Origin of the sequence: Sphingobium psychrophilum (assembly GCF_012927105.1) — a bacterium.
In the GTDB taxonomy this organism is placed as follows: Bacteria; Pseudomonadota; Alphaproteobacteria; order Sphingomonadales; family Sphingomonadaceae; genus Sphingobium; species Sphingobium psychrophilum.
Genome location: NZ_JABBFV010000009.1, coordinates 55,088 through 81,051, shown reverse-complemented (window position 1 = coordinate 81,051; position 25,964 = coordinate 55,088). Strand labels below are relative to the sequence as shown.

Below are 25,964 nucleotides of genomic sequence, written 5' to 3'. Positions count from 1 at the left end.
TAACGCCCCCTCGACTCTCCCGCCCGCCGCCGACTAAGGCAGGGGCCATGACCCGCCTGCCCGATCCTTCCGCACCGCTCGACCCCGACGCCGCAGCCCAGGCCTTCGACCTGCTGTTCGACGCCGATCTTGCGCAAGCGGACATTGCCGCCTTCCTCGTCACCATGGCGCGTCGTGGCGAAACCGCGGTGGAGATCGCCGCCGCCGCCCGCGCCATGCGCGCCCGCATGCTGTTGGTCAGCGCGCCGGACGGCGCGATCGACGTCTGCGGCACCGGGGGCGATGGCCATCATACCCTGAATGTCTCCACAGCTGTCTCGCTCGTTGTCGCAGCGGCAGGCGTGCCCGTCGCCAAACATGGCAATCGCGCCGCCTCGTCAAAGGCGGGCGCGGCCGACACGCTGGAGGCGCTGGGCCTCGATCTGGACAGGGCTGCCGCGACCGCCGAAGCGACGCTGGGCGACCTTGGCATCTGCTTTCTCTTCGCTCAGAATTACCATCCCGCGCTCAAGCGGCTTGGCCCGATCCGCAAGGCGATCGGCGAACGCACCATCTTCAACCTGATGGGACCGCTCGCCAATCCGGCCGGGGTCCGCCGCCAGCTCGTCGGCATCGCCCGTCCGGCCTATGTCCCCATCTATGCGCAGGCGCTCGCGGACCTCGGCGTCGACCATGCCATGATTATTTCCGGCGACGAAGGGCTGGACGAACTTTCCCTGGCAGGCGGCAACGACATGGCGGAGGTGAAGGGCAACGCGCTGGTCGCGATGCACCGCCTGACCGCCGCAGAACTCGGCCTGTCCACCCAGCCGGTCGAGGCGATCCGCGGCGGTGACGCCGCCCATAACGCCGCGGCACTCCGCGCTCTGCTGCAAGGCGAACCGGGCGCCTATCGCGACGCCGTGCTGCTCAACGCCGCCGCCGCCCTTGTCGTCGCGGACGCCGTTCCCAATCTGCGCGAAGGCGTGGAAGAAGCCGCCGAAACCATCGACCGCGGCCTTGCCAACGCGCTCCTCAATTGCTGGATTGCCTATCAATGACCAACAAACTGATCGAAATCTGCGATTTCAAGCGCGAGGATGTCGCCCGCCGCCGCGCTGCGACCACTGTCTCGGCGCTGCACGCCCGCGCCAGCGAGCAAACGCCGCCGCGCGGTTTCCGTCAGGCGTTGGACAACGCCGCGCGGTCGGGCTTCGGCCTGATCGCGGAGATCAAGAAGGCCAGCCCGTCCAAGGGGCTGATCCGCGCCGACTTCGATCCGCCCGCTCATGCCGTCGCTTATGCGGCCGGCGGTGCCGCCTGCCTTTCGGTGCTGACCGATGAACCCTATTTCCAGGGACATGACGATTATCTGATGGCTGCCCGGTCGGCCTGCGCGATTCCCGTGCTGCGCAAGGATTTCCTGGTCGATCCCTGGCAGGTGCTGGAAAGCCGCTCGCTTGGCGCGGACGCCATCCTTATCATCGTGGCCGCGCTGGACGACGGCCAGATGCAGGAGATCGAGGACGCGGCGCTGGGCCTGGGCATGGATGCCCTGATCGAAGTGCATGACGAGGCGGAACTGGAGCGCGCGCTGAAGCTGCGCTCGCGCCTGATCGGCGTCAACAACCGCGACCTGCGGGATTTCAGCGTCGATTTCGCCCGCACCTATGAACTGGTGGGCAAGGCGCCCGAAGGCTACACGTTCGTCGCCGAAAGCGGCCTGACCGGGCATGCCGATCTGGTCGCCATGGCGGATCATGGCGTGCGCTGCTTCCTGGTCGGCGAAACGCTGATGCGCCAGGCCGATGTCGAGGCGGCGACGCACAATCTGCTGACGGGCGCATGAGCGGCCTCACCCATCTGGACGACGACGGGGCGGCCCGGATGGTCGATGTCTCGGCCAAGGCGGTGACCGCGCGTGAGGCCATAGCCTCCGGCCGGATCGACATGAGTGCCGAGGCGGCGAGGGCGATCGCCGAAGGATTGGTCAAGAAGGGCGACGTACTGGCCGTGGCGCGAGTGGCGGGCATCATGGCGGCGAAGAGGACCGCCGACCTGATCCCGCTCTGCCACCCGATCGCGCTCAGCGCCGTGACCGTGGATTTCGACCTAGACGACCGCGGCGTCACCGTCACCGCGACTGCCCGCACCGCCGGCCAGACCGGGGTGGAAATGGAAGCCCTGACCGCGGCCTCGGTCGCGCTCCTCACCATCTATGACATGGCCAAGGCGCTGGACAAGTCGATGATCATCGGCGGCATCGGCCTGATCGCCAAGACCGGCGGCAAATCGGGCGATTGGCATCGCGCGCCATGAGCCTGCTGCCGGTCGCCGATGCGCAAGCGCGCCTTTTGGCGCTCGCCGGCAGGCTGGCGACCGAAACAGTGCCGATCACAGCCGCCGCCGGTAGCTGGCTGGCGCGGGATCTGACGGCGCTGCGCAATCAGCCTTGGGCCGACCTGTCGGCGATGGACGGCTATGCCGTGCGCGCGGCCGAAGCGCCCGGCCCTTGGCGCGTGGCTGGCGAAAGCGCAGCCGGTTCGGCGGGCCTTCCCGCCCTGGCACCGGGCGACGCGAGCCGTATCTTCACCGGCGCACCGCTGCCACCGGGCGCGGACGCCATATTGATACAGGAAAATGCGACCCGTGATGGCGACCGGCTGACCGCCAGCGCCGATCCCCTACCCGCCGGGCGCCATGTCCGCACCGCCGCCTCCGACTTCGCGCAGGACAGCCTGTTGCTGGAGGCGGGCAGCCGCCTCGGCCCCGCCCAGATCGCGCTCGCCGTGCTGGGCGGCCATGGCGTCGTGCCGGTCGGCGGGCGCCCGACAGTCGCGCTGCTTTCCACCGGCAACGAACTGGTGCCGCCCGGCGCGCCGACGCCGCCGGGTTTCCTGCCGTCCTCGAACGCGCCGATGCTCGCCGCGCTACTCGCCGCCCTGCCCTGCGACGTCATCGACCTTGGCATCGTGCCGGACGATCTGGACGCCATGGTGGTCGCGATCGGACGGGCGCGGACGGCCGACATCATCGTGTCGACCGGCGGCGCCTCCGTCGGTGACCATGACCTCGTGCGCCCCGCCTTCATTAAAGCGGGCGGCACGCTCGATTTCTGGAAGATCAGGATGCGGCCGGGCAAGCCACTGATGGCTGGGCGAATCGCCGATACGCTGTTCCTGGGGTTGCCGGGCAATCCCGTCTCAGCCTTCGTCACGGCCACGCTGTTCCTGCTGCCGCTAGTCCGCCATCTGGCCGGCGCGCGTAATCCGCTCCCGCCCATGAGCGACGCGCCACTCGCCGCGCCGCTGCCCGCCACCGGCGATCGCGACGATTATCTGCGCGCCTGGCGTGGGCCGGACGGCATAGTGTCGGTGACATCGCAGGACAGCGCCGCCACCGCCGCCATGGCTAGGGCCGACTGCCTGATCCTGCGCCCGGCCGGATCGCCGCCGGCAGCGCCGGGCGATCGGGTCGTTATTCTCCCGCTGCCCTGACATGTTCTGTGCTTGACTAATCTTCATCTGTTTCCTATGCGTTCCTCATACGTTCTACGGAGGACCGCAATGTTGACGCCCAAGCAGCAGGAATTGCTGAGCTTCATTCAGACCCGATTGGACGAAGGCGGCGTGTCGCCCTCGTTCGAGGAAATGAAGGATGCACTGGACCTGCGGTCCAAGTCCGGCATCCACCGCCTCATCAATGCGCTGGAGGAGCGCGGCTTCATCCGCCGCCTGCCCAATCGCGCCCGCGCGCTGGAGGTGCTGAAGCTGCCCGATGCGATGCATCGCGCGCCCGCGCCAGTGATCGCGCTCAAGCCCAAGGCCGCGCCCCCTATTCTGATCGCCGCTAACGACGTGATCGAAATTCCTATGCACGGCCGGATCGCGGCTGGCGTGCCGATCGAGGCGATGGAGGGGCAGGCGATGCTGTCCGTCCCCGCCGCGCTGCTCGGCGCAGGCGATCATTATGCACTGGAAGTATCGGGCGATTCGATGATGGAGGCCGGCATCCTCGACGGTGATTTTGCGCTCATCCAGCGCACCGACGTCGCCCGTGAAGGCCAGATCGTCGTGGCGCTGATTGACGAAGCGGAAGCGACGCTGAAATATTTCCGCCGGGAAGGCAGTCGTGTCCGGCTCGATCCGGCCAATCCGGCGTATGAGCCGCAAATCTACGACCCGCGCCAGGTCCGCATCCAGGGCAAGCTGGCAGGGCTACTGCGCCGCTATAATTGAGGCCGTGATCGAGGCTGGCCCCGCCATGTCCGGCGAGTCGGGCGAGCGATCCAGGGATGCGCGTCACCCGCCCGATGGACGGTGTGTACTTCGCCCCCTGCCAGGGTGATGGACAGGCCGCCGGTACGCGCGAGCAGCCGGCGGTCGACCCTCATCCAGCGTGGCCTGCACCAGCGCGGCAATCCCCGATCGCTCACGACGATGTCCGCCGCCGCGCAATCGCGCGCGAAGCTCGACCGATCGATCAGCACATTGCTGCGAGTAAAGAGAAGCCGCCAGTTGCGGCCATTGCCATCCTTCATCCTCACGGCGCACAGATCCTGCGAACAGCGCGCCTCCGGCAATGCTGCGATCGCTACCAGTTCGCCGTCATAGCCTGCACTCTCCGACAACACGTCGCGCACATAGTCCCCCGCCCGATCGCGCAATATCGCCATGCCCCCGCCCGTCCGCACCGCGACATGCCGCCCGTCGCCGGTAATCAGGATATCGGGCGGGGAGGCCGCAAAGGTGACCGCCACACCGATCAGCACCGGCGCGACGCCTAGCCATCGCCATCCCGTCCGCCACAACAGGCACCAAAGCAGCCCGATAACGGTTATGCCGAACAGCCCCGTGCCCATGGTCGGCGCGAGTGATGTCGCCATCGGACTCGCCGCAACGCCGTGAGCCAGCAACAGCAACAGGTTCAGCGCCTGCTGCGTCAACCACCAGAAGGGCGCGCCCATCCCCGCGACATCCAGCACGAGCGCCAGCGCCTCCAGCGGCATGACAACGAAGGTGGTGAGCGGGATCGCAATCAGATTGGCGAAGGCGCCAAGCAGGCCCGCCTTGTGAAAATGGAATAGCGCGATCGGCATCAGCACCAGTTCGACGGCTATGCCGGTCGCCAGCGTAACCACCAGCAACCGACCCACCTTGCGCACCGCCCCCTCGTCCCGCGCTGCGGCGAAAGCGCGGAAACGGGGATGTTCGGCCAGCGCCACCAGCGCCGTCACCGCAGCGAAACTCATCTGAAAACTCGGTCCTGCCAGCGCTTCCGGCCACATCACCAGCACCACCAGCGCCCCGGTCGCCACCAGCCGCAATGTCACCGCGTCCCGCCCCATCGCCAGCCCGCCCAGCACCAGCAAGGCCGCGACGCAGGACCGCACCGTCGGCACCTCCGCCCCGGTCAGCAGCGTATAGCCGATCCCGGCCAGCGCGCCGCCCGCCGCCGCGATCAGCATCAGCGGCCAACCGAGCGCCGCGCGCTGGCTCAGCGCCATCACCCGCATCAGCAGGAAAATTACCGCCCCGATAAGCGCCGTGACATGCAACCCGCTGATCGACAAAAGATGCGCCAGTCCGCTGCGCCGCATCGCTTCCGCATCGGCTTCGGGAATCGCGCCCTGGTCCCCGGTCGCCAGCGCAGCGGCTATCCCTTCGGCCGGACCATCAACCCGTTTCAATATATGGTCGAAGAGCCGCGCCCGCAGTGGTGGCGCGGCGTTGGAGGGGATCAACATCTCGACGGGCTTCAATGCCTTGCCCGTCGCTCCGATGCCCTGGAAATAGGCGCGGGCCGCAAAATCATAGCCGCCCGGCACGCTCGGCGGCGCAGGCGGCATCAAGCGCACGCGAAAACGCAGCCGCGCCCCCTCGCCCAGCCCTGACGGCACATCGGCATCGGCGATATTCACCCGCACGACGGCCGGCAGATCGGGCGCGTCGACCGGGCGCAGCATGACGCGCACCATCGCCTGTGCCGGAACGGGACGCACGCCCGTCACATCGCCGGTCAACCGCACGAAGGTCGCCCGGCCGAGTGGCGGCTGGCCCCACAGCATCGCCTTCCCCCAGACGAGCAGACACCCCATGCACGCCAGAATGGCACCCGCCACGAACAGCCGCCGCAACCGCCCGCCCACCGGCAGCATCGCCCCGATGCAGGCCATCGCCAGTGCGCCGCAGCAGAAGGCCAGCCAGGCCATAGCATGAGGCAGGATGAACCAGGCAGCAATCCCGCTGCCCAGCCCGATCGGCACCCATAATCCGATCTGTTCGCGCTCGCACTCCAGCCAGCTTTCGAGTCGCTCCAGCCCCGCCCGCGCCAATGCCGTCGGCCTCGCACCAAGGGAGGTTTGTCGTGGCTCAAAAGCCATGCTAGGGGGCGCAGCATCCATGGGTCAGCTAGGCGAATGTCAGGGAATATGACGGCAAGTGCAACGGGAATGAACAAGCCGGTGGTGACCCGTTTCGCCCCGTCCCCAACCGGGTTCCTGCATATTGGCGGCGCTCGCACCGCGCTGTTCAACTGGCTGTTCGCGCGCCATCATGGCGGTAAGTTCCTGCTGCGGATCGAGGACACCGATCGCGCACGTTCGACCGACGCGGCCGTCACCGCGATCTTCGACGGGCTGGAATGGCTGGGCCTGGGCGGCGACGAACCGGCCGTCTTCCAGTTTGCGCGCACCCCGCGCCACGCGGAGGTCGCCAACCAGTTGCTGGAAACAGGCCACGCCTATCGCTGCTATGCGACGCCGGAAGAGCTGTCCGAACTGCGCGAACAACAGCGCGCCGCCAAGCAGCCGATGCGCTATGATGGCCGCTGGCGCGATCGCGCGCCCGAAGATGCGCCCGCAGGCGCGCCCTTCGTCATCCGCATAAAAGCGCCACGGACAGGCGAAACCGTGATCGAGGACGCCGTCCAGGGCCGCGTCATCGTGCAGAATGCCGAGCTGGACGACATGATCCTGCTGCGGTCCGATGGCACGCCCACCTATATGCTCGCCGTCGTGGTCGACGATCATGACATGGGCGTCACCCATGTCATCCGTGGCGACGATCATCTGAACAACGCCTTCCGCCAGCTCAGCATCATCAAGGCGATGCAGTGGGAAGAGCCGATCTACGCCCATATCCCCCTGATCCACGGATCGGACGGCGCGAAATTGTCCAAGCGCCACGGCGCGCTGGGCGTGGACGCCTATCGCGACGAAATGGGGATGCTGCCCGAAGCGGTGCTGAATTATCTGCTGCGTCTGGGCTGGGGCCATGGCGATGAGGAGATCATATCGATCGCCCGCGCCATCGACCTGTTCGATATCGGCGGCGTCGGCCGTTCGCCCTCGCGCTTCGACATCAAGAAGCTGGAAAATCTGAACGGCCATTATCTGCGCGAGGCCGACGATGCGCGCCTCGCGGCCCTGGTCGCGCCCCGCGTCGCCGCGCGGCTTGGAAAGCTTTTATCCGAAAACGGGTTGGACATTTTGACCCAGGCGATGGCTTCGTTGAAGCCGCGCGCCAAAAACCTTAATGAAATTGCCGAGGGCGCAGAATTTCTATTCAAAAATTGCCCGCTCGATTTTGACGAGAAGGCATCCGCTCTGCTAGACGACTCCGCGCGCGCTCTGCTGAAGAAGGCAGCCGACGCTCTCCAGCCCGTCCAGTTCTGGACGGTCGAAGCGATCGAAGACGTGATACGCCGCGTGGCAGAGGATGCCGGTCTGGGACTGGGCAAAGTAGCGCAGCCGCTGCGCGCCGCGCTCACCGGCCGCACCGTCTCGCCGGGGATTTTCGATGTCCTCTTCCTTTTGGGGAAAGAGGAGAGCTTGGAACGACTGAACGATGTTGGGCACGCATCGGCCGGTTGATGGCACTCAAGGAGAACAATATGTCGGATAACAATGCCACTTTGACCGTCGGGGGAGACACCAAGGACTATGCCGTCATGGACGGCACGGTCGGCCCGCAGGTCATCGACGTGCGCAAGCTCTACGCCAATACCGGCATGTTCACCTATGATCCGGGCTTTACCTCGACCGCCAGTTGCGAATCCGGCCTGACTTATATCGACGGTGACGCGGGCATCCTGCTACATCGCGGCTATCCGATCGGCCAATTGGCCGAAGAATCAAGCTTCATGGAAGTCTGCTACCTGCTGCTGAACGGCGAATTGCCGTCGCAAAAGGAACTGGAAGACTTCACCACCACCATCACGCGCCATACGATGGTGCATGAGCAGCTGTCGGCCTTTTTCCGCGGTTTTCGCCGCGATGCGCATCCGATGGCGATCATGGTCGGCGTCGTCGGCGCGTTGTCGGCCTTCTATCATGACTCGACCGACATCAACGACCCGGAACAGCGCCGCATCGCGAGCCACCGCCTGATCGCCAAGATGCCGACGATTGCCGCCATGGCCTATAAATATTCGGTGGGTCAGCCCTTCGTCTATCCGCGCAACGACCTCAGCTACACCGCCAATTTCCTGCGCATGACCTTCTCGGTCCCGGCGGAAGATTATATCCCCGATCCGGTGATCGTGGACGCGATGGACAAGATTTTCATCCTCCATGCCGATCATGAGCAGAACGCCTCGACCTCGACCGTGCGCCTCGCCGGGTCGTCGGGCGCGAATCCGTTCGCCTGCATCGCGGCCGGCATCGCCTGCCTGTGGGGCCCGGCGCATGGCGGCGCGAACGAAGCTGCGCTCAACATGCTGCGCGAAATCGGCACCGTCGATCGCATTCCGGAATATATCGCCCGCGCCAAGAACAAGGACGACCCGTTCCGCCTGATGGGCTTTGGCCACCGCGTTTACAAAAATTACGATCCGCGCGCGACCGTCATGCAGAAGACCGCCAAGGACGTGCTGGAGAAGCTGGGCGTCAACGATCCCGTCTTCGACGTCGCCAAGGAACTGGAGCAGATCGCGCTCAACGATCCCTATTTCGTCGAGAAGAAGCTGTACCCGAATGTCGATTTCTATTCGGGCGTGATCCTGTCTGCGATCGGCTTCCCGACCGAAATGTTCACCGTGCTCTTCGCCCTCGCCCGCACCGTCGGCTGGGTAGCCCAATGGAACGAGATGATTTCGGACCCAGCGCAGAAGATCGGTCGTCCGCGCCAGCTCTACACCGGCCCGACGCAGCGTGACTATGTCGGAGTCGACAAGCGCTGATCGGCACCAAGCCAACGCTATGATGAAGAACGGCACCCAATGGGTGCCGTTTTTTATGGGGATGAAGCCCTTTGGGTCGCATCGCTATCGTGTCAGGCGACCGGCAGCGACAGGATGAAGCGCGCGCCTTCACCCGGCGCGCCTCCGATGCGGATATCGCCGTTCATCGCGCGGGCGAGGCGGCGGGAGATATAGAGGCCAAGCCCGCTGCCCCCGGCGTCATCGCGCCCCAGCCGCTCGAACTTCTCGAAAATGCGCTCGCGATCGGCGGGCGCGACGCCCGCGCCCTGATCGATGACGGCAATGCGCGCCTGACCGCTTTCCCATTCGGTCGCGATGCGCACCTGCGTACCTTCCGGCGCATAACGGATAGCGTTGCCAATCAGATTGACCAATATCTGGAGTATCCGGCGAAATTCCCCGATCGCCAGAAGGCTGGCGTCCGGCGCCGGGGCGACGATAGTGATCCGTCGATCCAATGCCTTGACCGCCAGCAGTCCTGCCGCACGGCGTCCCAGATCGGCCAGATCGACCTCTTCGGCAACGACGCTAAAATCCGGGCGATCGATCGCCTGCAAATCGGCCAGATCATCAACCAGCGCCATCAAGTGCCGGCCCGCAGCCGCTATGTCAGTGGCATAACCGGCATAATCGGGGCGCAGCGGTCCTTCCAACTGCGCGCTGATCGTATCGGCGTTCGCGATGATCCGGCCCAGCGGCTGGCGCAGCGAGCGATCGAGCCGACGTCCGAACTCGACCGGATAGAGCGTCAGCGGCGCTCCGTCCGCCAAAGGCGCGGCGACCGCCAGTTCCAGCGGGAAGGCGGTCCCACGGTAGCCTGTCAATTGACCGGCATGGTCGAACATCGGAAAGGCCGACAGGCGAAAATGGCACGCGATATCGCTCGCCAGCACCGCCTGTTGATCGCGAAACGCGCGCCGCTGGGCCAAGCCGCGCAGCATCGCCATGTCGCCGTCGCTGTCCGCCTGCAACTGAAAATAAGCGGAAAAGCGGGTTCCTGGCACAGGAGGACTGACCGGCAGCGTCCCGCTGTCGCCATTGCCCGCCAGCACCATCTGGAACCGCAACTGGGTATCGATCTGCCAGGTCCAGCCATCGGCCAGCGCCGCAATATCAGCTTCGCGCCGGCCGTCATCGGGCGGCAGCGGGGCGGCGGGCCGTTCGCGCCAGTCCACGACCGACAGGCTGACGCCCTTGTCGCCCTCCGGCTTCGCCCGCACCCACATATCGATATCGCCGCGCTGCGCTGCCGCTACCACCGGCCGCGACACTAGAACGCCCAGTCGGGACGCCAGTCTGGCGATCGCCATCAATTGCGGCACTGCAAACGGCGCGCCGAGATCAGCGCCCGCCTCCCGTTGCAACGCCAGCAGCGGCGCGTCCGCACTCAAGAGGCGGCCGTCGGCCGACAAGGCGGCGCGCAGGATGGCCGGATGCGACGGCATGTTCATACGCCCGTAACCGCCCGCAGATGATCGAGCTTCGTACGAAAGGCGGCCGACGTCCGCAGAGCGGCAACAGCGCTATCGGCCTGCTCCTCGCTCAACCCCTCATAGCGATCCGCCTCCGCCACGATCGTCGCATCGGACAGCGACGGCCGGACTGGCCGCAACGCGAGCAGCAAATGGCGATAATCGGCACCTGATCCGCCCAGTGCCCGGCACAGCGTCGCGACCTGCGACAACGGTCCCATCACCAGCATCTCGATCACCTGGCCGCTCTCCAACCGGAGTTGCCGCGCGGTGACCGCCGCGAACAGCAGGAACCGTCGCCGTTCGAGCAAGCGGCCCAGCAGGTCGGGCGCGTCGGCTTGCTCGCCCATGCGGCGCACCAGTCGATCCGCCTGGACGATCGGACAGGCCGCCTCGTCATGGTCGGCCAGCAATGCCCAGCCCGACCGGTCGAAAGCGGCCAGCAGCCGATCGTCTGCATCGACCATGGTCCGTTGCGCGACGACGGTCAGGCAGGCAGCGACCATCCACATCAGTTCGGCGAAATGTTCGGCGGGCAGGTCGGGCTTCATTGGCGTGTGTTCCCCACCCATGGCCAGCCAGCGTCCTTCGGCCAGCGCCAGCCCCGACAGGGCATCGCCCAGCAGAGGATCATCGATCGACGGCGCTGCGGCCCCCTCGACCTCGTCCAGTTGCTCGACATCGGCCTGGCCGAACTGGCGGAGCATCACCGTCACGCCAGCGCGCATCTGCATATGCGCCAGCAGGCCGGGGCCAAGCAGACTGGGGTGCGCGCGCACCATCGCCCAGGCGACAGGGGCCGGCCAGCGATCCAGAGCCGCGGCGACATCGGGCGCATGTTCCAACGACAGGCGCAGGGCCATTTCGATCGCGGTGATGCATCCGCCGATATGGCGGCGCGTTTCGGCGATCAGGGCGTCGTGGCGCGCCTGCCGGTTGTCGGGAAAGAAAAACGCCAGGTCGATGGCATGGCCGACCGGCACGGCGGACATGCCAGCCATGACCCGCGCCATTGGCCAGTTGCCCGCCATGGCCGTGCCGGTAAGGGACGAATAGGCGCTCATGCCGGTCAGCATAATCGCACGTCCTTAAAATGCACTAAACCGTGCCGGGGAAAATCGTTCAATCACGCTTTCGCAGCAGGATGGCGCCGACCGACGCAATCGCCAGCAAAATGGAGACGCGGAAGCCCCCCGCCATCACCCCGACAAAGCCGGTCAGGATCAGCAGCAGCAGCGCGGTGCCGGGCGTGAAGATCATCCACGGTCGCGCGGCCGCCGTCCGGCCCCAACGATCGGCCACCATCAGGATGCCGAGCAGCAGCGCGAGGTCAGCCGCCAATGTCGTGCCACCAGCAAAGACCATTCCTGCAAGCACCGTCGCCGGCGCGCAGAAGGCGAACCAGCCCATCAGCGGCGTCCGCAGCGCAAGGTCGCCCAGCCGATCGCTGATTTCCGACAAAAGAAGCGCGCCCATCAACAGGCAGAATCCGGCGAGCGGCCATCCCAGTTCGATTGGCACCAGCGCCACGGCACCCAACGCGATTCCGGCGATTCGCACCTGAAGCGCGGGCACCTGCATTCGCATGAGTGGCGGGCTGACGATCCGAGCAAGCGGTGCCAGCAGATAATGTTCGATGCCCCCGCGCGCATGCGAGCGGGACGATCCTGCCGCAGTCACCGCCTGCGCTACCAGATCGGCCTGCGCCTGGCTTTCGACCAGCGCGACGCGCCCTTCCAACAGGTCGTCCTGCGGCACGGTGACCCGCCTGGCACCCTTTTGCACCCCGGTCCGCACCAAAGTCAGCGCCAGATCCCAGTCGCCGATCATGTCCAGCGTACCGAACAGCAGGTCAGGGCTGATCCGCGCCAGGCCCGCCCAGCGCTGACCGGCATCGATTCGTTCGAACGGCGCGCTGGCGCGGCTATCGTCCGTCACCAGCATCACATTGCCCTGGGCCGCGCCGATGCCGTCATAATGCTCCTGTGCGATGATCGCGCCGTCCGCCACCAGCAGCACGTCGCTATCGCGTGGCGCGTCCCGCACCATCGATACCATGTCGCGCACCAGCGCCACGGCGATGCCATCCGCGCTCAGACGATCGACCGCCTGCGACAGGGCCGGCGTGATGACGCTCACCAGAATCATGATTCGATCGGCGCCTGCGTGCGCCGCCTGCCGCGCCTGATATTCCACCAGCGTCTGACCAGCGAAATACAGGCTCGCGCGCAAACCCGCGGGCGAATCGCCCGATGCGCGACTAGCGCTCAGAATAGCGGCGAAACTCATGTCGTTTACGCTTGTCGACCCGATTGTTGTGCGACGACCTTTTCGCAAGACGGAGCGTTTCGCGCAAGCAAGGCTTTCAGCGTCGGACGATCAACTGTGATCAAGGCCCGCCAGCGCCGCATGCAGGCGACGCAGCACGCGCGGATCGCCGGGCGCCGCCGCCGCGGCCTCGTCAGCCAGCGCCATCAATGCGGTAAGCCCAAAGCTGGCCGCCAATCCCTTAAGCCGCCAAGCGGCCAATTCCCAATTAGCGTCGCACCGCGCCCGACCGAGCAAGTCGACTTGTCGCGTCGCGCTTTCCAGAAAGGCGACGCGCAGGTCTGCGATCAGCGTGCTGTCTTCGCCGACGGCGGCGGCCAATGCGGCATGAAGGGCACCAGGATCATAGGACATGGCGACAGACGCTATCGGGCTTGCGTTAAGTTTTGGTAACAGGGCATTTGCGCGGGCGGAAAAGATGCTAGGATGATGACATGACAGGGGGCAGCACCATCGTCGAGTTCTGGCGAGACGAACAAACCGCGATCGGCAACGAATCGCAGACGGACGATATTTTGCTATTGAAACAGGCCGTTCTCGACATCGACGAGGATGACGCGACGGAAGGTGTCGGAGACGACCGGATAAAGCGCATCCGCTGGGCCATGCTGGCGCTGGCGGTCGGCTGGATCGGCTTTGCCGGCTGGGCGATCGCGACGTCGGGCGATCTGGCCGCGGGTCCGTTTGCCTGGGCCAATGCCATCGTCACGCTCGCTATCCCCCTCATCCTGCTGGGCGTCGGCTATATGCTCCTGGTCCGCAACAGCCGCGCCGAATCACGCCGCTATCTCGACACGGCGCGCGCGCTGCGCACCGAGGCCGACTTGCTGGAACTCCGGCTGGGCCGCATCAGCAGCCAGTTGGAAACCGCGCGGCAGGCGATGCAGGACCAGGCGGAATTGCTCGACAGCTATGGTGCCGCGGCCAGCAGCAATATGGAAGCGTCCGCCGAACTGATTGCGGCACGCGCCCATGCCACGGCCGAACGGGCGGAAACCGCCGAACGCGCTGCCGGCGCATTGGTGGCGCGCATGGACATGCTGATCGGGTCTATTCCCGAACTGGAGGACCGCACCGGGCGCATGACCGCGCAGATGATGGACAATGGCCATGCGCTGGCCGAACGGATCGACACACTGGAGGCCCGCCTCCATTCCCTCGCCGAACTGTCCGACGATGCGCGCGCCCGCACGCTCTCTGCGACCAAGAGCCTGTCCAGCCAGTTGACCCAGTTGCAGGAAACGACTCGAACGGCGACCGAGGAAGTCACCGGCATGGCTGAGATTGCCGCCGGCAGAATCGACGCCACAGCGCAGAGCGCACGGCAGGCGATGGATCGCAGCCGCCAGGATATGGAAGCCCATGCCACAGCGCTCACCATCCTGGTCGAGGCGGCACAGGCCGGCGTGGCGGAAACCAGCGCGCAGGTTCGCCAGACGCTGACCCATGATCTCGATAGCGCCGAACATGATCTGCGTGGGCGCATGGACAGCGCTTTGCTCAGGCTGAAGGACAGCATGGCATCCACCGACGAGGCGCTGTCTCGTCGGGCAGCGGCGTTGGAAACGCTGGTTGCGGCGGCCCGGACGGGCATAAACGGCGCAAGCGAAGAGTCGCTCGCCATATTCGAACGCGACATCGAATCGATGGAGACGGATTTGCGCCGCCGCCTGGACGCTGCGTTGCAACGGGCACAGGAAACGCTGGCGATCACCGATGGTGGCCTGACCAGCCAGACGATGACGCTCGACGCATTGATCGCCCGCTCGCGCGAAAGCCTGACTGCGATCGGCGATGAAACCGTCACCGGCCTCAGCGACTCGATCGGCGACGTCGAAAGCCGCCTGCATCAGGTCAACGACATGATCGAGGGCCAGCGCAGCCTGATGTCGAGCCTGCACAGCAGCCTGCATGACACAATCTCATCGACCGAAAGCCGTTTCGCCGCGCTGGAGGACAGCGCCCTGGCGCGCGGCGAACGCCTGACCGGTGCCCTCGTCCGCATGACTGATGAAACGCTGCGGATCGACAAGGCACTCTCGGCTGGCGGCATGACCGCCGAAAAGCTGATCGGATGCGCCGAGACGCTGCTGGTCGCGCTCGATTCGAGCGTAAGGGAACTGGACGAAACCTATCCCGCCGCACTCGAACGATTCGACGCGCGGCTTGAACAGAGCCGCTCCCTGCTGGGCAGCACCGCGCCCGAGATGGAGCGGTTGGAGGCAATTTCCGAAGCGTTGGTGGGCCGTACCGCTGAGGCCGAAGAGATGCTGCGCGGCCAAGGCAGCCGCCTGACCGAATGGCTCGAAAGCACGCAAGGCGGGCTGGAAGCCAATCGCGCGCTGGTGGAGCGCCTCCGCACCACGCTCGACGCCGCGCACCAAGACGCGACGCGCATCACCGAAGGCGCCGGCCCCTTGCTGGTAACGGCCCTGCTGCGGGTCAAGGACACGGCCGATCAGGCGGCGGAACGCGCCCGTCAGGCGCTGGGCCGCGCCATTCCCGACGCCGCACAACAATTGGCGCAGGCCAGCGACGAAGCGTTGCAGGCCGTGATCGGCGAGAAGGTGACGGCGCAGATCGAACAGGTCGCGCGGGTCGCGGAAGAAGCGGTCAAGGCGGCGCATCAGGCGTCCGAACGCCTCACCCGTCAGTTGCTCACGATCGCCGACACCAGCGCCAGCGTCGAACAGCGGATCGAGGAAGCGGAACGCGCATCGGAAAGCCGCGATCGCGACCATTTCGCGCGGCGCTCCGCCCTGTTGATCGAATCGCTCAACAGTACGGCGATCGACGTCGCGAAGATATTGTCCAACGACGTCACCGATTCGGCCTGGTCCGCCTATCTGAAGGGCGATCGCGGCGTGTTCACCCGGCGCGCGGTGAAGCTGCTGGATGCCGGCGAATCCCGCGAAATTGCGCTTCATTATGATAATGACGCGGAGTTCCGCGATCATGTGAACCGCTATATCCATGATTTCGAGTCGATGCTGCGGATCATCCTGTCGGCGCGCGACGGCAATGCGCTGGGCGTTGCGGTGCTATCGTCCGACATGGGCAAGCTTTATGTCGCGCTCGCCCAGGCGATCGAGCGACTGCGGCAATAATCAGATAGCTTTGCGAAAATAGACGACCCGCTCGGTTTCTACGAAGCCAGCGGCGCGATGGAAATCATGGCTGGCCAGATTGGCAATGTCCGCGTCCGATGCTATTTCCGTGCAGCCGATGGCCCGTCCCCACGCCGAGACGGTGTCGATCAGCGCGCGCGCAATGCCTTCGTGTCGCGCCGCCGGCGTCACATAAAGCCCTTCGACAAAGACCACCGGGCTGGTGTCGCAGCCGTTGACATAGTCGCGACGCAGCGTCGCCTCGGCAAAGCCGATTGCGTCGCCCGCCCCGTCCAAGGCGATGAAAGCAATAAGCTCGCCATCACGCGCCAGCATATCGGCAATGTCGGCATGATGATCGGCCAGCGACGCGTAGGGCCAGAGCGCGGCCCGCATCTTCGCCCAGGACGGCGCATGATCGGCGGCAGCACGCACGATCCGCGCTGCCGCCCGCCTATTCACTGCGCGGTGCGGTAACCTGGCAGCATGTCCAGCGTCACCCAGCCCTGCACATAATTGGCGTAATAGAGGCCGAACAGGATCGTCGCCATTATGGTCGCGCGCAGCATGACCAGACCGGGCCGGAAATTGCTCGGCGCACTGTCCGCCTGCCCCTTCAGCAGCACTTCGCCCGTTTCGTCGGGCGTGCGGATGCCGAAGGGGAGCATGATGAAGGCGCTGATCACCCACATCAGAAAGTAGATGGCGAAGATGGCGTAGAGGTTCATGGCGTGTGATTAGGCCCGAACGAGCAGTACGTCCACTATCGGCTTCTTGCCGGTCCAGCGCGTCGCTGTGCGGCGCACGGCCAGGCGGACCCGTTCGCGCAACGCCTCTTCCTCCATCGAACCCTTGGGCACGGCGGCGGCGGCTTCGTTGGCCGCTTCGGCCAGGAATGCCGCCTTGTCTTCCTCCACCGGCACGCCTTGCGTGCGCAAGGCGGGCTGGCCGATCAGCTTGCCCTTGCGGTCGATTGCCACGGCGACGCTGATCTGGCCATGCAGGCCGAGCTTGCGCCGTTCATTGATCGTCGCGCCGTCAGCCGGCAGGATGACATCGCCATCCAGCACCAGTCTGCCTGTGTCCTGTTTGCCGATGATCGTCGGCGCGCCGGGTGCCAGGCGCAGCACATCGCCGTTCGACTGGACCACCGCATGGCGGATGCCGCTGGTGATGCCGAGCCGCGCCTGTTCCGCCATATGGCGGCGCTCGCCATGGACCGGCAGCAGGATTTCGGGACGAATCCAGCGGTACATGGCTTCGAGTTCGGGGCGACCGGGATGGCCGGACACATGGACTTCGGCCTGACGGTCGGTGACCATCAATATATTCTTCTGCGCCAACGCATTCTGGATACGGCCGATCGCGATCTCATTGCCGGGGATCTGCTTGGAGGAGAAGATGACCGTATCACCCTCCGCCAGCTTGATCGGATGGCTGTCGAACGCGATGCGGGCCAGTGCTGCCCGCACCTCACCCTGGCCGCCGGTGGCGATGATCATCACCTCGCTGCGGGGCAGGTGCATGACATCGTCCCAATCGACGGTGGGCGGAAAATCCTTGAGATAGCCGGCCGCCTCGGCCGTGCTGATGATGCGGTCGAGCGAGCGACCCGCCACGCACACCTTACGGCCGGTGGCCGCGGCGACCTCGCCCAGCGTCTGGACGCGCGCGGCGTTGGAGGCGAAGGTCGTGACCAGCACGCGCCCCTTTGCGTCGGCGACGGTCTTCATCAGCCCTTCGCGCACATCGCCTTCGGACCCGCTGGCCTTGTCGTTGAAGACGTTGGTGCTGTCGCATACCAGCGCCAGTATGCCTTCGTCGCCGATCGCGGTCAGTTCGGCCGGGGTGGAGGGCTGGCCGAGCAGAGGCTGTTCATCCAGCTTCCAGTCGCCAGTGTGGAAAATGCGGCCGTAGGGCGTATCGATCAACACCGCATTGCCTTCGGGAATCGAATGGGCGAGCGGGACGTAACGGAAGCCGAACGGGCCGAGATTGAAGCTGCCTTCATTGGGGATCACATGCAGCTTGACCTCCTTCGAGAGGCCTTCTTCTTCCAGCTTCAGGCGGATGAGGCCCGCAGTGAAGGGCGTGGCATAGAGCGGGACGCCAAGGTCCGCAGCGAGATAGGGGATCGCGCCGATATGATCCTCATGCCCGTGCGTCAGGACGATGCCCAGCAGGTCGTCGCGCCGCTCCTCGATGAAGCTGAGGTCCGGCAGCACCAGTTCGATGCCGGGATAGGTCGGATCGCCGAAGGTCATGCCGAGGTCGACCATGACCCATTTGCCTTGGCAGCCGTATAGATTGACGTTCATGCCGATCTCGCCCGACCCACCAAGGGCCAGGAAAATCAGTTCATCCTTGGGTGTCATTATGTCTTCAAACTCCGTTCGTGCATCAGCGCGAGGCCCTGAACCGTCAGGTCCGGCGCGATCGCATCGAAAATATCGCTATTGTCATTGAAGAGGACCGCCAGGCCCCCCGTCGAAATCACTCTGGTCGGACGGCCGATCTCGGCCCTCATACGGGCGACCAGCCCCTCCATCATCGCTACGTAGCCCCAGAAAACGCCAATATGCATTTGCGCTTCGGTCGTGCGGCCGATGACCGATCGATCCTGCGGTGGCGCGATCGCGATCTTGGGCAGTTTTGCCGCAGCCGCGACCAGCGCATCGAGCGACAGGTTGATCCCCGGCGCAATGATACCGCCCTTATAGGCACCGCGATAATCCACTACGTCGAACGTCGTCGCCGTGCCGAAATCGATCACGATCAGATCGCCTGCGTAGAGGTGGTGCGCAGCGATGGCATTTACAACCCGGTCGGCGCCGACCGACGCCGGTTCGGCCACGTCCAGTTCGATGCCCCATTCGACGGACCCTTGGCCCGCAATCAGTGCCGGGGTCTTGAAATATTTGTCGGCCAGCACCTGAAGATTATGCAGCGCGCGTGGCACCACCGTCGCGATGATCACTGCATCGACATCGGCAATGGCATAGCCTTCCAGCTGCAACAACTGGTTCAACCATACGGCATATTCGTCGGCGGTGCGCCGCGGATCGGTGGCGATTCGCCAGCGTGCCCGGATTTCACGCCCGTCCAGCAGCGCGAAAACGACATTGGTATTACCCGCGTCGATCGCGAGAAGCATGGCTCGTCCCTTAGTTGAGAATGATGTCGCCCGCGTGAATGGCATGGCTCTGCCCATTCGCCAAGCGCAGGATCAACATGCCGTGCCGGTCGAGCGTGTCGAACGCGCCTTCGACCGCCCCGCCATCGGGCTGAACGACACGCATCGCCGTGCCGGTCGGGTGGGCATTGAGCAGCCAGTGGGTGCGGATGGGATCGATGCCCTGGGCGCGCCAGATGGACAGCCAATGGCAAAATAGCTGGGCAAGTCGCGCATAGAGCACCTTCGCCTGCGCGTCTGCAGCGCCCTGTGCCGCCAGACTGGTGACCGGGCGTTCCAGCCCTTCGGGATGGCCGGTGACATTGATGCCGATGCCCACGACGATCGCGTCCCCGGCCCGTTCCAGTAGTATGCCGGCGATCTTCGCGCCATCGACCAATATGTCGTTCGGCCATTTGATCCGCGCCTGCCCGCGACACAGCGGGGCAATAAGCGCATGGACCGCATTGGCCGCAACCAGCGCCAGCGTATGGGCCAACGGATCGTTGGGCTGCAACCGGACCAGCGTGGAGCAATAGAGATTACCGTCCGGGCTTTCCCAGGCGCGGCCCATCCGCCCCTTGCCCCCAGTCTGGCGACCGGCGCGCAACCAGCTGCCATCGGCCGCCCCCTGCCCCGCCAACGCCAGCATGTCGGCGTTGGTGGAACCGGTTTCCTCGACGAAGCGCGGCAGCGTCAGAAGAGCGACGCTGCCGCGGCAGCGCTCGCCTGATCCAGTAGGGGGTTGAGCAGATAGCCCAGCACGATCACCACGGCGCAGGCCGTCAGGATGATATTCTCGACCGGACCACCCTTTGCCTCATAGGCGGCGGTGGGTTCGTCGAAATACATCGTCTTGATGATCTTGAGGTAATAGAAAGCGCCGATCACTGAAGCCGTGATGCCGAAGGCGGCCAGCGCGGTCAGGCCAGCCGCAACGGCTGCATCGAACACCAGGAATTTCGCCCAGAAACCGAAGAGCGGTGGGATGCCGGCCATCGAGAACATGAAGATGGCGAGGGCCGCAGCCAGGCCTTTGCGCGACTGAGACAGGCCTGCGAGGCTGGCGATCGTTTCGATCGGTTTGCCGTCTGCATCGCGCATTTGCAGGATGCAGGCGAAAGCGCCGATCGTCATCAGGACATAGATCGCCATATAGCTCATCGTGCCCGCGACACCGGCAGGGGTGCCCGCCGCCAGGCCGATCAGCGCAAAGCCGACATTGTTGATCGATGAATAGGCCATCAGACGCTTGATGTTGGTCTGGCCGATCGCCGCGACCGCGCCGAAGAGGATCGAGGCGAGCGCGACGAAGATCACGATCTGCTGCCAGTCCAGACCCGCCGGCCCCAATGCTTCGATAGCGACACGGACGGTCAGGCCCATCGCGGCGACCTTTGGCGCGCTGGCGAAGAAGGTCGTAACTGGGGTCGGCGCGCCTTCATAGACGTCGGGAGTCCACATGTGGAACGGCACGGCGCTGATCTTGAAAGCCAGGCCAGCCAGCACGAACACCAGGCCGAACAATTCGCCCTTCGACACGCCTTCGCCCAGCGCCACGGCGATGCCGTCGAACGCCGTGCTGCCAGTAAAGCCGTACAGCAGCGAGATGCCGTATAGGAGGATGCCGCTGGCAAGCGAGCCCAGCACGAAATATTTGAGGCCCGCTTCCGAAGAGCGTTCGTCCTGCCGCATGAAGCTGGCAAGGACATAAGAGGCCAGGCTGTTCATCTCCAGGCCGACATAGAGCGTCAGCATGTCGCCCGCCGATACCATCATGCCCATGCCGATGGAGGCGAACAGGATCAGGATCGGATATTCGGGGCGGGGCACGCCGTCGGTCGAGAAGAAGCGCGGGGCAAGCAGGATGGCCGCCGCCGCCGCGACGTAAATCAGCGCCTTGGCAAATACCGAGAAGGCGTCGGCGCGATACAGGCCGTCAAAGGCGTCAGGACCATGGGCGAGCGAGCAGGACAGCGCCGCACCGGCAATCGCCAGCGTGACCACCGACAACCAGGTGACGACACGGGCCGAGCCGTCGCCGCCAAAGGCCGCAACCATCATCAGCGCGAGGCCGCCCGCCGTCAGGATGAGTTCGGGCAATACTGCCAGAAGGGAAGCGGAGTCGATCATCAGTGCGCCTCCCCGTGCGCAGGGGCTTCTTCATGGTGGCTCTCGCCCGCAGGCTTGGGCGCACCCATCTTAATCTTGGAATCTCCTGCGGGAGCCGCAGGGGCGAGGCGCGCTTCAAGCGCTTGAATGTCGGAGCGCATCGGGGCCAGGAAGCTTTCAGGATAGACGCCCATCCACAGCACGACCGCCGCAATCGGCGCCATCAGCCAGAATTCGCGGATCGACAGATCGGGCATCGCGGCGGCATCGGCATTGACCTGCGGGCCGTAACAAATGCGGCGATACAAATAGAGCATATAGGCCGCACCCAGGATGATCCCGGTCGTGCAGACCAGCGCGACCCAGCTCGACGCCTGGTACACGCCCATCAGCGCCAGGAATTCTCCGACGAAGTTGGACGTGCCCGGCAGGCCTACCGACGCCATGGTGAAGAACAGGAACAGCACGGCATAGCGCGGCATGTTGATGCTGAGGCCGCCATAGCGGTTGATCTCGCGGGTATGAAGGCGATCATAGACCACGCCGACGCACAGGAACAGCGCGCCTGCGACCAGGCCATGACCCAGCATGACCATCATCGCGCCTTCGATACCCGCCTGGTTGAAGGCGAACAGGCCGATGGTGACGATAGCCATATGCGCCACCGACGAGTAGGCGATCAGCTTCTTCATGTCCGACTGCACCAGCGCGACCAGCGAGGTATAGACCACCGCGACCATCGACAGGCCCCAGACCATCGGCGCAAGCTGCGCCGAGGCTTCGGGGAACATTGGCAGCGAGAAGCGTATGAAGCCATAGCCACCCATCTTCAGCAGCACGCCTGCCAGGATGACCGAACCGGCCGTCGGCGCCTGAACATGCGCGTCGGGCAGCCAGGTGTGGACCGGCCACATCGGCATCTTCACAGCGAAACTGGCAAAGAAGGCCAAGAACAGCCAGGTCTGGACATGCGGATCGAAATTATAAGCCATCAAGACCGGAATTTCGGTGGAACCGGCCTCATGCACCATCCACATCATCGCGATCAGCATCAGGACCGATCCGAGCAGCGTGTAGAGAAAGAATTTATACGAGGCGTAGATACGATCCGCGCCGCCCCAGATGCCGATGATCAGATACATCGGGATCAGGCCGGCTTCGAACATGATGTAGAAGAGGTAGAGATCCTGCGCCGTGAAGACACCGATCATCAGCACCTCCATGAACAGGAAGGCCGCCATATATTCACCGACACGCTTGGTAATCGCGTTCCAGCTCGCGCCGATACAGATCGGCATCAGGAACACGGTCAGCGCGATCAGCATCAGGGCGATACCGTCGATGCCCAGCGCCCAGGCGAAGCGACCGAAGATCGGCGCATATTCCTGAAACTGCCATTGCAGGCCGCCCTGGTCGAAATTCATCCACAGGACGATGCCCAGGACGAAATCGACCAGCGTCGCGATGAGCGCGATCCAGCGCGCATTGTTGGCGCTCGCGAAGAGGCAGGCGATGGCGCCAGCCATCGGGACTGCCATCATCAGGGAAAGGATGGGGAAGCCGTCCATTATCGTGTCATCGCCCAGGTTGCGGCAGCGGCGAGGCCGATCAGCATCACCAGCGCGTAGGTGTAGAGGTAGCCGGACTGAAGCCGACGGGTAATTTTATTGCCCTGCACGACCAGCGCAGCCAGGCCATTCGGCCCGAACCGGTCGATGAAGCCGACGTCACCGACCTTCCAGAAGAAGCGACCGATCGCGAAGGCGGGCTTGACGAACAGGACGTTGTACAGTTCGTCGAAATACCATTTGTTGAGCAGGAATGTGTACAGACCGGTGAAGGTCGCCACGAACCGCTGCGGCCAGTCGGTATTCTTGATGTAGCTCAGCCAGGCGACGAACAGACCGGTCAGCATCACCGTGAACGGTGCAAACTTGACCCAGGTCGGCACTTCATGCGCGGCATGCATCAGATGGCTGTCAAACGCGAGCGAGCCCTTCCAGAATTCGATACCACCTTCGGCACCGATGAACTGGTCGTGGAACAGGAAGCCGGCGAACACCGCGCCCAGGCTGAGCACGATCAACGGAACCAGCATGACGAGCGGGCTTTCGTGCGGGTGATAGCCACCCGTGCCGTCGCCTGCATCATGGGCGTGATGGTCGTCATGACCATGCGCCACATGGGCGTGATCGTTATGCGCATGGGCGGCATGATCGTCGTGACCATGATCGTTATGGCCGTGCGCATCATGCAGCGCATGCTGGATATGTTCCGACTTGGTCCAGCGCGGCTTGCCGAAGAAGGTCAGGAAGACCAAGCGCCAGCTGTAGAAGCTGGTGAGCAACGCGGCGAACACGCCGACGATGAACGCCCCGGTCCCGGCCCCGCCAGCGGCATAGGCCGCTTCGAGGATGCCGTCCTTCGAATAGAAGCCCGCGAAGCCCACGCCGATAATCGGCAGGCCGACGCCGGTGATGGCGAGTGTGCCAAGCGTCATCGTCCAGAAGGTGATGGGGATGCTTTTTCGCAGGCCGCCATAGTAACGCATGTCCTGCTCATGATGCATCGCATGGATGACCGAGCCGGCGCCCAGGAACAGCAACGCCTTGAAGAAGGCGTGGGTGAAGAGGTGGAACATCGCCGCGCCATAAGCGCCGACGCCGGCCGCAAAGAACATATAGCCCAGTTGCGAACAGGTCGAATAGGCGATGACGCGCTTGATGTCGGTCTGCACGGTGCCCACCGTCGCCGCGAACAGGCATGTCGCAGCGCCGACATAGGTGACAACGGTCAGCGCCGTTGGCGACGTTTCGAACATCGGCGACAGGCGGCAGACCATGAAGACGCCCGCGGTGACCATGGTCGCCGCATGGATCAGCGCCGACACAGGGGTCGGGCCTTCCATCGCGTCCGGCAACCAGGTGTGCAGGCCAAGCTGCGCCGACTTGCCCATCGCGCCGACGAACAGCAGCAGACAGAGGACCGTCATCGTGTCGAAACGGTGGCCAAGGAAACCGATAGTCGAACCGGCCATCGACGGCGCCATTTCCAGAATTTCCGGTATCGATATGGTGTTGAACACCAGATAGGTGCCGAAAATGCCCATCATGAAGCCAAGGTCGCCTACGCGGTTGACAACGAACGCTTTGATGGCGGCCGCGTTGGCCGAGGGCTTACGGAACCAGAAGCCGATGAGGAGATAGGAGGCCAGGCCTACGCCTTCCCAACCGAAGAACATCTGCAGCAGGTTGTTTGCGGTCACGAGCATCAGCATCGCGAAGGTGAAGAGCGAGAGATAGGCAAAGAAGCGCGGCTGATCCGGCTCTTCGTCCATATAGCCCCAGCTGTAGAGGTGAACGAGGCTCGAAACGCTGGTGATGACCACCAGCATGACCGCCGTCATCGTATCGACGCGCAGCGCCCACTGGGCATCGAAGCTGCCGCTTTCGATCCAGGTGAACAGCGGCGTCACCGATGCTTCGGCGTGGCCGAGCAGGAAGGGAATGAAGATCGCCCAGCTCATGGCGCAGGCTGCGAACAGCGCGCCAGTGGTGACGATCTTGGCCGGCAATTTGCCGAGAGCCTTGTTGCCCAGGCCCGCGATGGCAGCAGCCAGCAGCGGAAGAAGAACGATAAGCTGGATCATGAGTTCAGGCTCAGCCCTTCATCCGGTTGACATCGTCGACGGCGATGGTGCCGCGACCACGGAAGTAAATGACGAGGATGGCAAGCCCGATGGCCGCCTCACCCGCCGCGACGGTCAGCACGAACATCGAGAAGACCTGCCCGACCAGATCGCCCAGAAAGGCGCTGAAGGCGACGAGGTTGATGTTCACGCTGAGCAGGATCAGCTCGATCGCCATCAGGATGATGATGACATTCTTGCGATTGATGAAGATGCCAAGCACCCCCATCACGAAGAGGATGGCGCTGACCACCATATAATGTTGAAGGCCGATCACAGCTCCACCCCCTGCCCCATGGGCTGATTGATATTGCGGACCGCATCCTGCGGACGGCGACGGTTCTGCTTGGCGATATTCTGCCCCTTGGTGCCGCCACGGGTCCGGTGGGTCAGGACGATCGCACCGATCATCGCGACCAGCAGGACGATGCCCGCCGCTTCGAACAGGAAGATGTAGCGGGTATAAAGGAGCGTGCCGATTGCCTTGATGTTTGACACGTCCGGCGCGGTCGGCGCTGCGCGTTGCGCCAGTTCGATCGGCCCCGCGCTCCACAGGCCGATGCCCAGCACGATTTCCGCCAGCAGCACCAACGCGATCAGCAGGCCAAACGGCAGATAGCTGACAAAGCCGGCGCGCAATTCGGCAAAGTCGATGTCTAGCATCATGACGACGAACAGGAACAACACCGCGACCGCCCCAACATAGACGATGACAAGCAGCATCGCGATGAATTCCGCGCCGAGCAGGACCATCAGCCCCGCCGCATTGAAGAAGGCAAGGATCAGCCACAGCACCGAATGAACGGGGTTGCGCGACAAGATGGTGAGCGCGCCGCTGCTCACCACCAAAATGGCGAACAGGTAAAAGGCGAGGACGTGAATCACAGGTGCAATATTCCCTTTGA

Annotated in this window: 23 protein-coding genes; 8 read left to right on the top strand and 15 right to left on the bottom strand. The window is 64.5% G+C overall.

Translation table 11 applies throughout. The features are described 5' to 3' along the window. Positions 1 to 47 precede the first annotated feature (47 nt). From trpD to lexA, 5 genes are all read left to right on the top strand, one after another. A complete protein-coding gene (gene trpD, locus HHL08_RS13790; RefSeq protein ID WP_169573727.1) occupies positions 48 to 1,040 on the top strand; it encodes an anthranilate phosphoribosyltransferase in 993 nt (330 codons plus the stop codon). Continuing rightward, positions 1,037 to 1,828: an indole-3-glycerol phosphate synthase TrpC gene (gene trpC, locus HHL08_RS13785; RefSeq protein WP_169573726.1), complete on the top strand. Its 792-nt coding sequence runs from the start codon at positions 1,037 to 1,039 to the stop codon at positions 1,826 to 1,828. The genes trpD and trpC overlap by 4 nt, the downstream gene beginning before the upstream one ends. Then, the gene (moaC, locus tag HHL08_RS13780; protein ID WP_169573725.1) at positions 1,825 to 2,298 is read left to right on the top strand and encodes a cyclic pyranopterin monophosphate synthase MoaC; all 474 of its coding nucleotides are present in this window, start codon (positions 1,825 to 1,827) and stop codon (positions 2,296 to 2,298) included. Before trpC ends, moaC begins: the two co-directional genes overlap by 4 nt. Beyond that, a complete protein-coding gene (locus HHL08_RS13775) occupies positions 2,295 to 3,476 on the top strand; it encodes a molybdopterin molybdotransferase MoeA (RefSeq protein ID WP_169573724.1) in 1,182 nt (393 codons plus the stop codon). Before moaC ends, HHL08_RS13775 begins: the two co-directional genes overlap by 4 nt. A gap of 69 nt (positions 3,477 to 3,545) precedes the next feature. Beyond that, a complete protein-coding gene (gene lexA / locus HHL08_RS13770) occupies positions 3,546 to 4,217 on the top strand; it encodes a transcriptional repressor LexA (protein WP_169573723.1) in 672 nt (223 codons plus the stop codon). On the opposite strand, the gene HHL08_RS13765 is transcribed toward lexA, so the two are convergent. Beyond that, complete coding sequence (locus HHL08_RS13765) at positions 4,208 to 6,361, bottom strand: ComEC/Rec2 family competence protein (RefSeq protein ID WP_169573722.1); 2,154 nt, start codon at positions 6,359 to 6,361, stop codon at positions 4,208 to 4,210. The genes lexA and HHL08_RS13765 overlap by 10 nt on opposite strands. A 69-nt stretch (positions 6,362 to 6,430) precedes the next feature. Here HHL08_RS13765 and gltX point away from each other — a divergent pair, with 69 nt between their 5' ends. Together gltX and gltA are read left to right on the top strand one after the other, a co-directional pair. Then, positions 6,431 to 7,852, top strand: coding sequence for a glutamate--tRNA ligase (gene gltX / locus HHL08_RS13760; protein WP_169573834.1), 1,422 nt, complete (start codon positions 6,431 to 6,433; stop codon positions 7,850 to 7,852). Between the two features lie 20 nt (positions 7,853 to 7,872). Further along, positions 7,873 to 9,159: a citrate synthase gene (gene gltA / locus HHL08_RS13755; RefSeq protein ID WP_169573721.1), complete on the top strand. Its 1,287-nt coding sequence runs from the start codon at positions 7,873 to 7,875 to the stop codon at positions 9,157 to 9,159. A 92-nt stretch (positions 9,160 to 9,251) separates the two neighbouring features. Here the strand turns inward: gltA and HHL08_RS13750 are convergent, their stop codons facing one another. The 4 genes from HHL08_RS13750 to HHL08_RS13735 form a co-directional block, all read right to left on the bottom strand. After that, entirely contained in the window at positions 9,252 to 10,631 is a 1,380-nt protein-coding gene (locus tag HHL08_RS13750) for a sensor histidine kinase (RefSeq protein ID WP_169573720.1), read from the bottom strand. Next, positions 10,628 to 11,728 (bottom strand): DUF2336 domain-containing protein, encoded by a 1,101-nt coding sequence (locus HHL08_RS13745; protein WP_235955059.1) that lies wholly within the window; start codon positions 11,726 to 11,728, stop codon positions 10,628 to 10,630. Before HHL08_RS13745 ends, HHL08_RS13750 begins: the two co-directional genes overlap by 4 nt. A gap of 46 nt (positions 11,729 to 11,774) precedes the next feature. Continuing rightward, on the bottom strand, positions 11,775 to 12,941 hold the full coding sequence (locus tag HHL08_RS13740; protein WP_169573719.1) for a hypothetical protein: 1,167 nt from the start codon (positions 12,939 to 12,941) through the stop codon (positions 11,775 to 11,777). 90 nt (positions 12,942 to 13,031) lie between these two features. After that, positions 13,032 to 13,334, bottom strand: coding sequence for an Hpt domain-containing protein (locus HHL08_RS13735; protein WP_169573718.1), 303 nt, complete (start codon positions 13,332 to 13,334; stop codon positions 13,032 to 13,034). Positions 13,335 to 13,414: 80 nt separating this feature from the next. Between HHL08_RS13735 and HHL08_RS13730 the strand changes: the two genes are divergently transcribed. Next, positions 13,415 to 16,087: a coiled-coil domain-containing protein gene (locus HHL08_RS13730; RefSeq protein ID WP_169573717.1), complete on the top strand. Its 2,673-nt coding sequence runs from the start codon at positions 13,415 to 13,417 to the stop codon at positions 16,085 to 16,087. Here HHL08_RS13730 and aac(6') read toward each other — a convergent pair whose 3' ends face one another. Genes aac(6') through HHL08_RS13680 form a run of 10 tightly spaced genes read right to left on the bottom strand, consistent with a single transcriptional unit; the run spans position 16,088 to position 25,944 of the window. After that, positions 16,088 to 16,549 (bottom strand): aminoglycoside 6'-N-acetyltransferase, encoded by a 462-nt coding sequence (gene aac(6') / locus HHL08_RS13725; protein ID WP_328804659.1) that lies wholly within the window; start codon positions 16,547 to 16,549, stop codon positions 16,088 to 16,090. Next, on the bottom strand, positions 16,546 to 16,815 hold the full coding sequence (locus HHL08_RS13720; protein WP_169573716.1) for a DUF1467 family protein: 270 nt from the start codon (positions 16,813 to 16,815) through the stop codon (positions 16,546 to 16,548). Before HHL08_RS13720 ends, aac(6') begins: the two co-directional genes overlap by 4 nt. 9 nt (positions 16,816 to 16,824) lie before the next feature. After that, the gene (locus tag HHL08_RS13715; RefSeq protein ID WP_169573715.1) at positions 16,825 to 18,462 is read right to left on the bottom strand and encodes a ribonuclease J; all 1,638 of its coding nucleotides are present in this window, start codon (positions 18,460 to 18,462) and stop codon (positions 16,825 to 16,827) included. Beyond that, complete coding sequence (locus HHL08_RS13710; protein WP_169573714.1) at positions 18,462 to 19,241, bottom strand: type III pantothenate kinase; 780 nt, start codon at positions 19,239 to 19,241, stop codon at positions 18,462 to 18,464. Before HHL08_RS13710 ends, HHL08_RS13715 begins: the two co-directional genes overlap by 1 nt. 10 nt (positions 19,242 to 19,251) lie before the next feature. After that, positions 19,252 to 19,953, bottom strand: coding sequence for a biotin--[acetyl-CoA-carboxylase] ligase (locus HHL08_RS13705; protein WP_169573831.1), 702 nt, complete (start codon positions 19,951 to 19,953; stop codon positions 19,252 to 19,254). A 2-nt stretch (positions 19,954 to 19,955) separates the two neighbouring features. Then, positions 19,956 to 21,392 (bottom strand): NADH-quinone oxidoreductase subunit NuoN, encoded by a 1,437-nt coding sequence (gene nuoN / locus HHL08_RS13700; protein ID WP_169573713.1) that lies wholly within the window; start codon positions 21,390 to 21,392, stop codon positions 19,956 to 19,958. Next, the gene (locus HHL08_RS13695) at positions 21,392 to 22,939 is read right to left on the bottom strand and encodes an NADH-quinone oxidoreductase subunit M (protein WP_169573712.1); all 1,548 of its coding nucleotides are present in this window, start codon (positions 22,937 to 22,939) and stop codon (positions 21,392 to 21,394) included. The genes nuoN and HHL08_RS13695 overlap by 1 nt, the downstream gene beginning before the upstream one ends. Then, complete coding sequence (gene nuoL / locus HHL08_RS13690) at positions 22,939 to 25,020, bottom strand: NADH-quinone oxidoreductase subunit L (RefSeq protein WP_169573711.1); 2,082 nt, start codon at positions 25,018 to 25,020, stop codon at positions 22,939 to 22,941. The genes HHL08_RS13695 and nuoL overlap by 1 nt, the downstream gene beginning before the upstream one ends. Before the next feature lie 10 nt (positions 25,021 to 25,030). Further along, positions 25,031 to 25,336 (bottom strand): NADH-quinone oxidoreductase subunit NuoK, encoded by a 306-nt coding sequence (nuoK, locus tag HHL08_RS13685; protein WP_004211745.1) that lies wholly within the window; start codon positions 25,334 to 25,336, stop codon positions 25,031 to 25,033. Then, on the bottom strand, positions 25,333 to 25,944 hold the full coding sequence (locus HHL08_RS13680; RefSeq protein ID WP_169573710.1) for an NADH-quinone oxidoreductase subunit J: 612 nt from the start codon (positions 25,942 to 25,944) through the stop codon (positions 25,333 to 25,335). Before HHL08_RS13680 ends, nuoK begins: the two co-directional genes overlap by 4 nt. Positions 25,945 to 25,964: the final 20 nt, after the last annotated feature.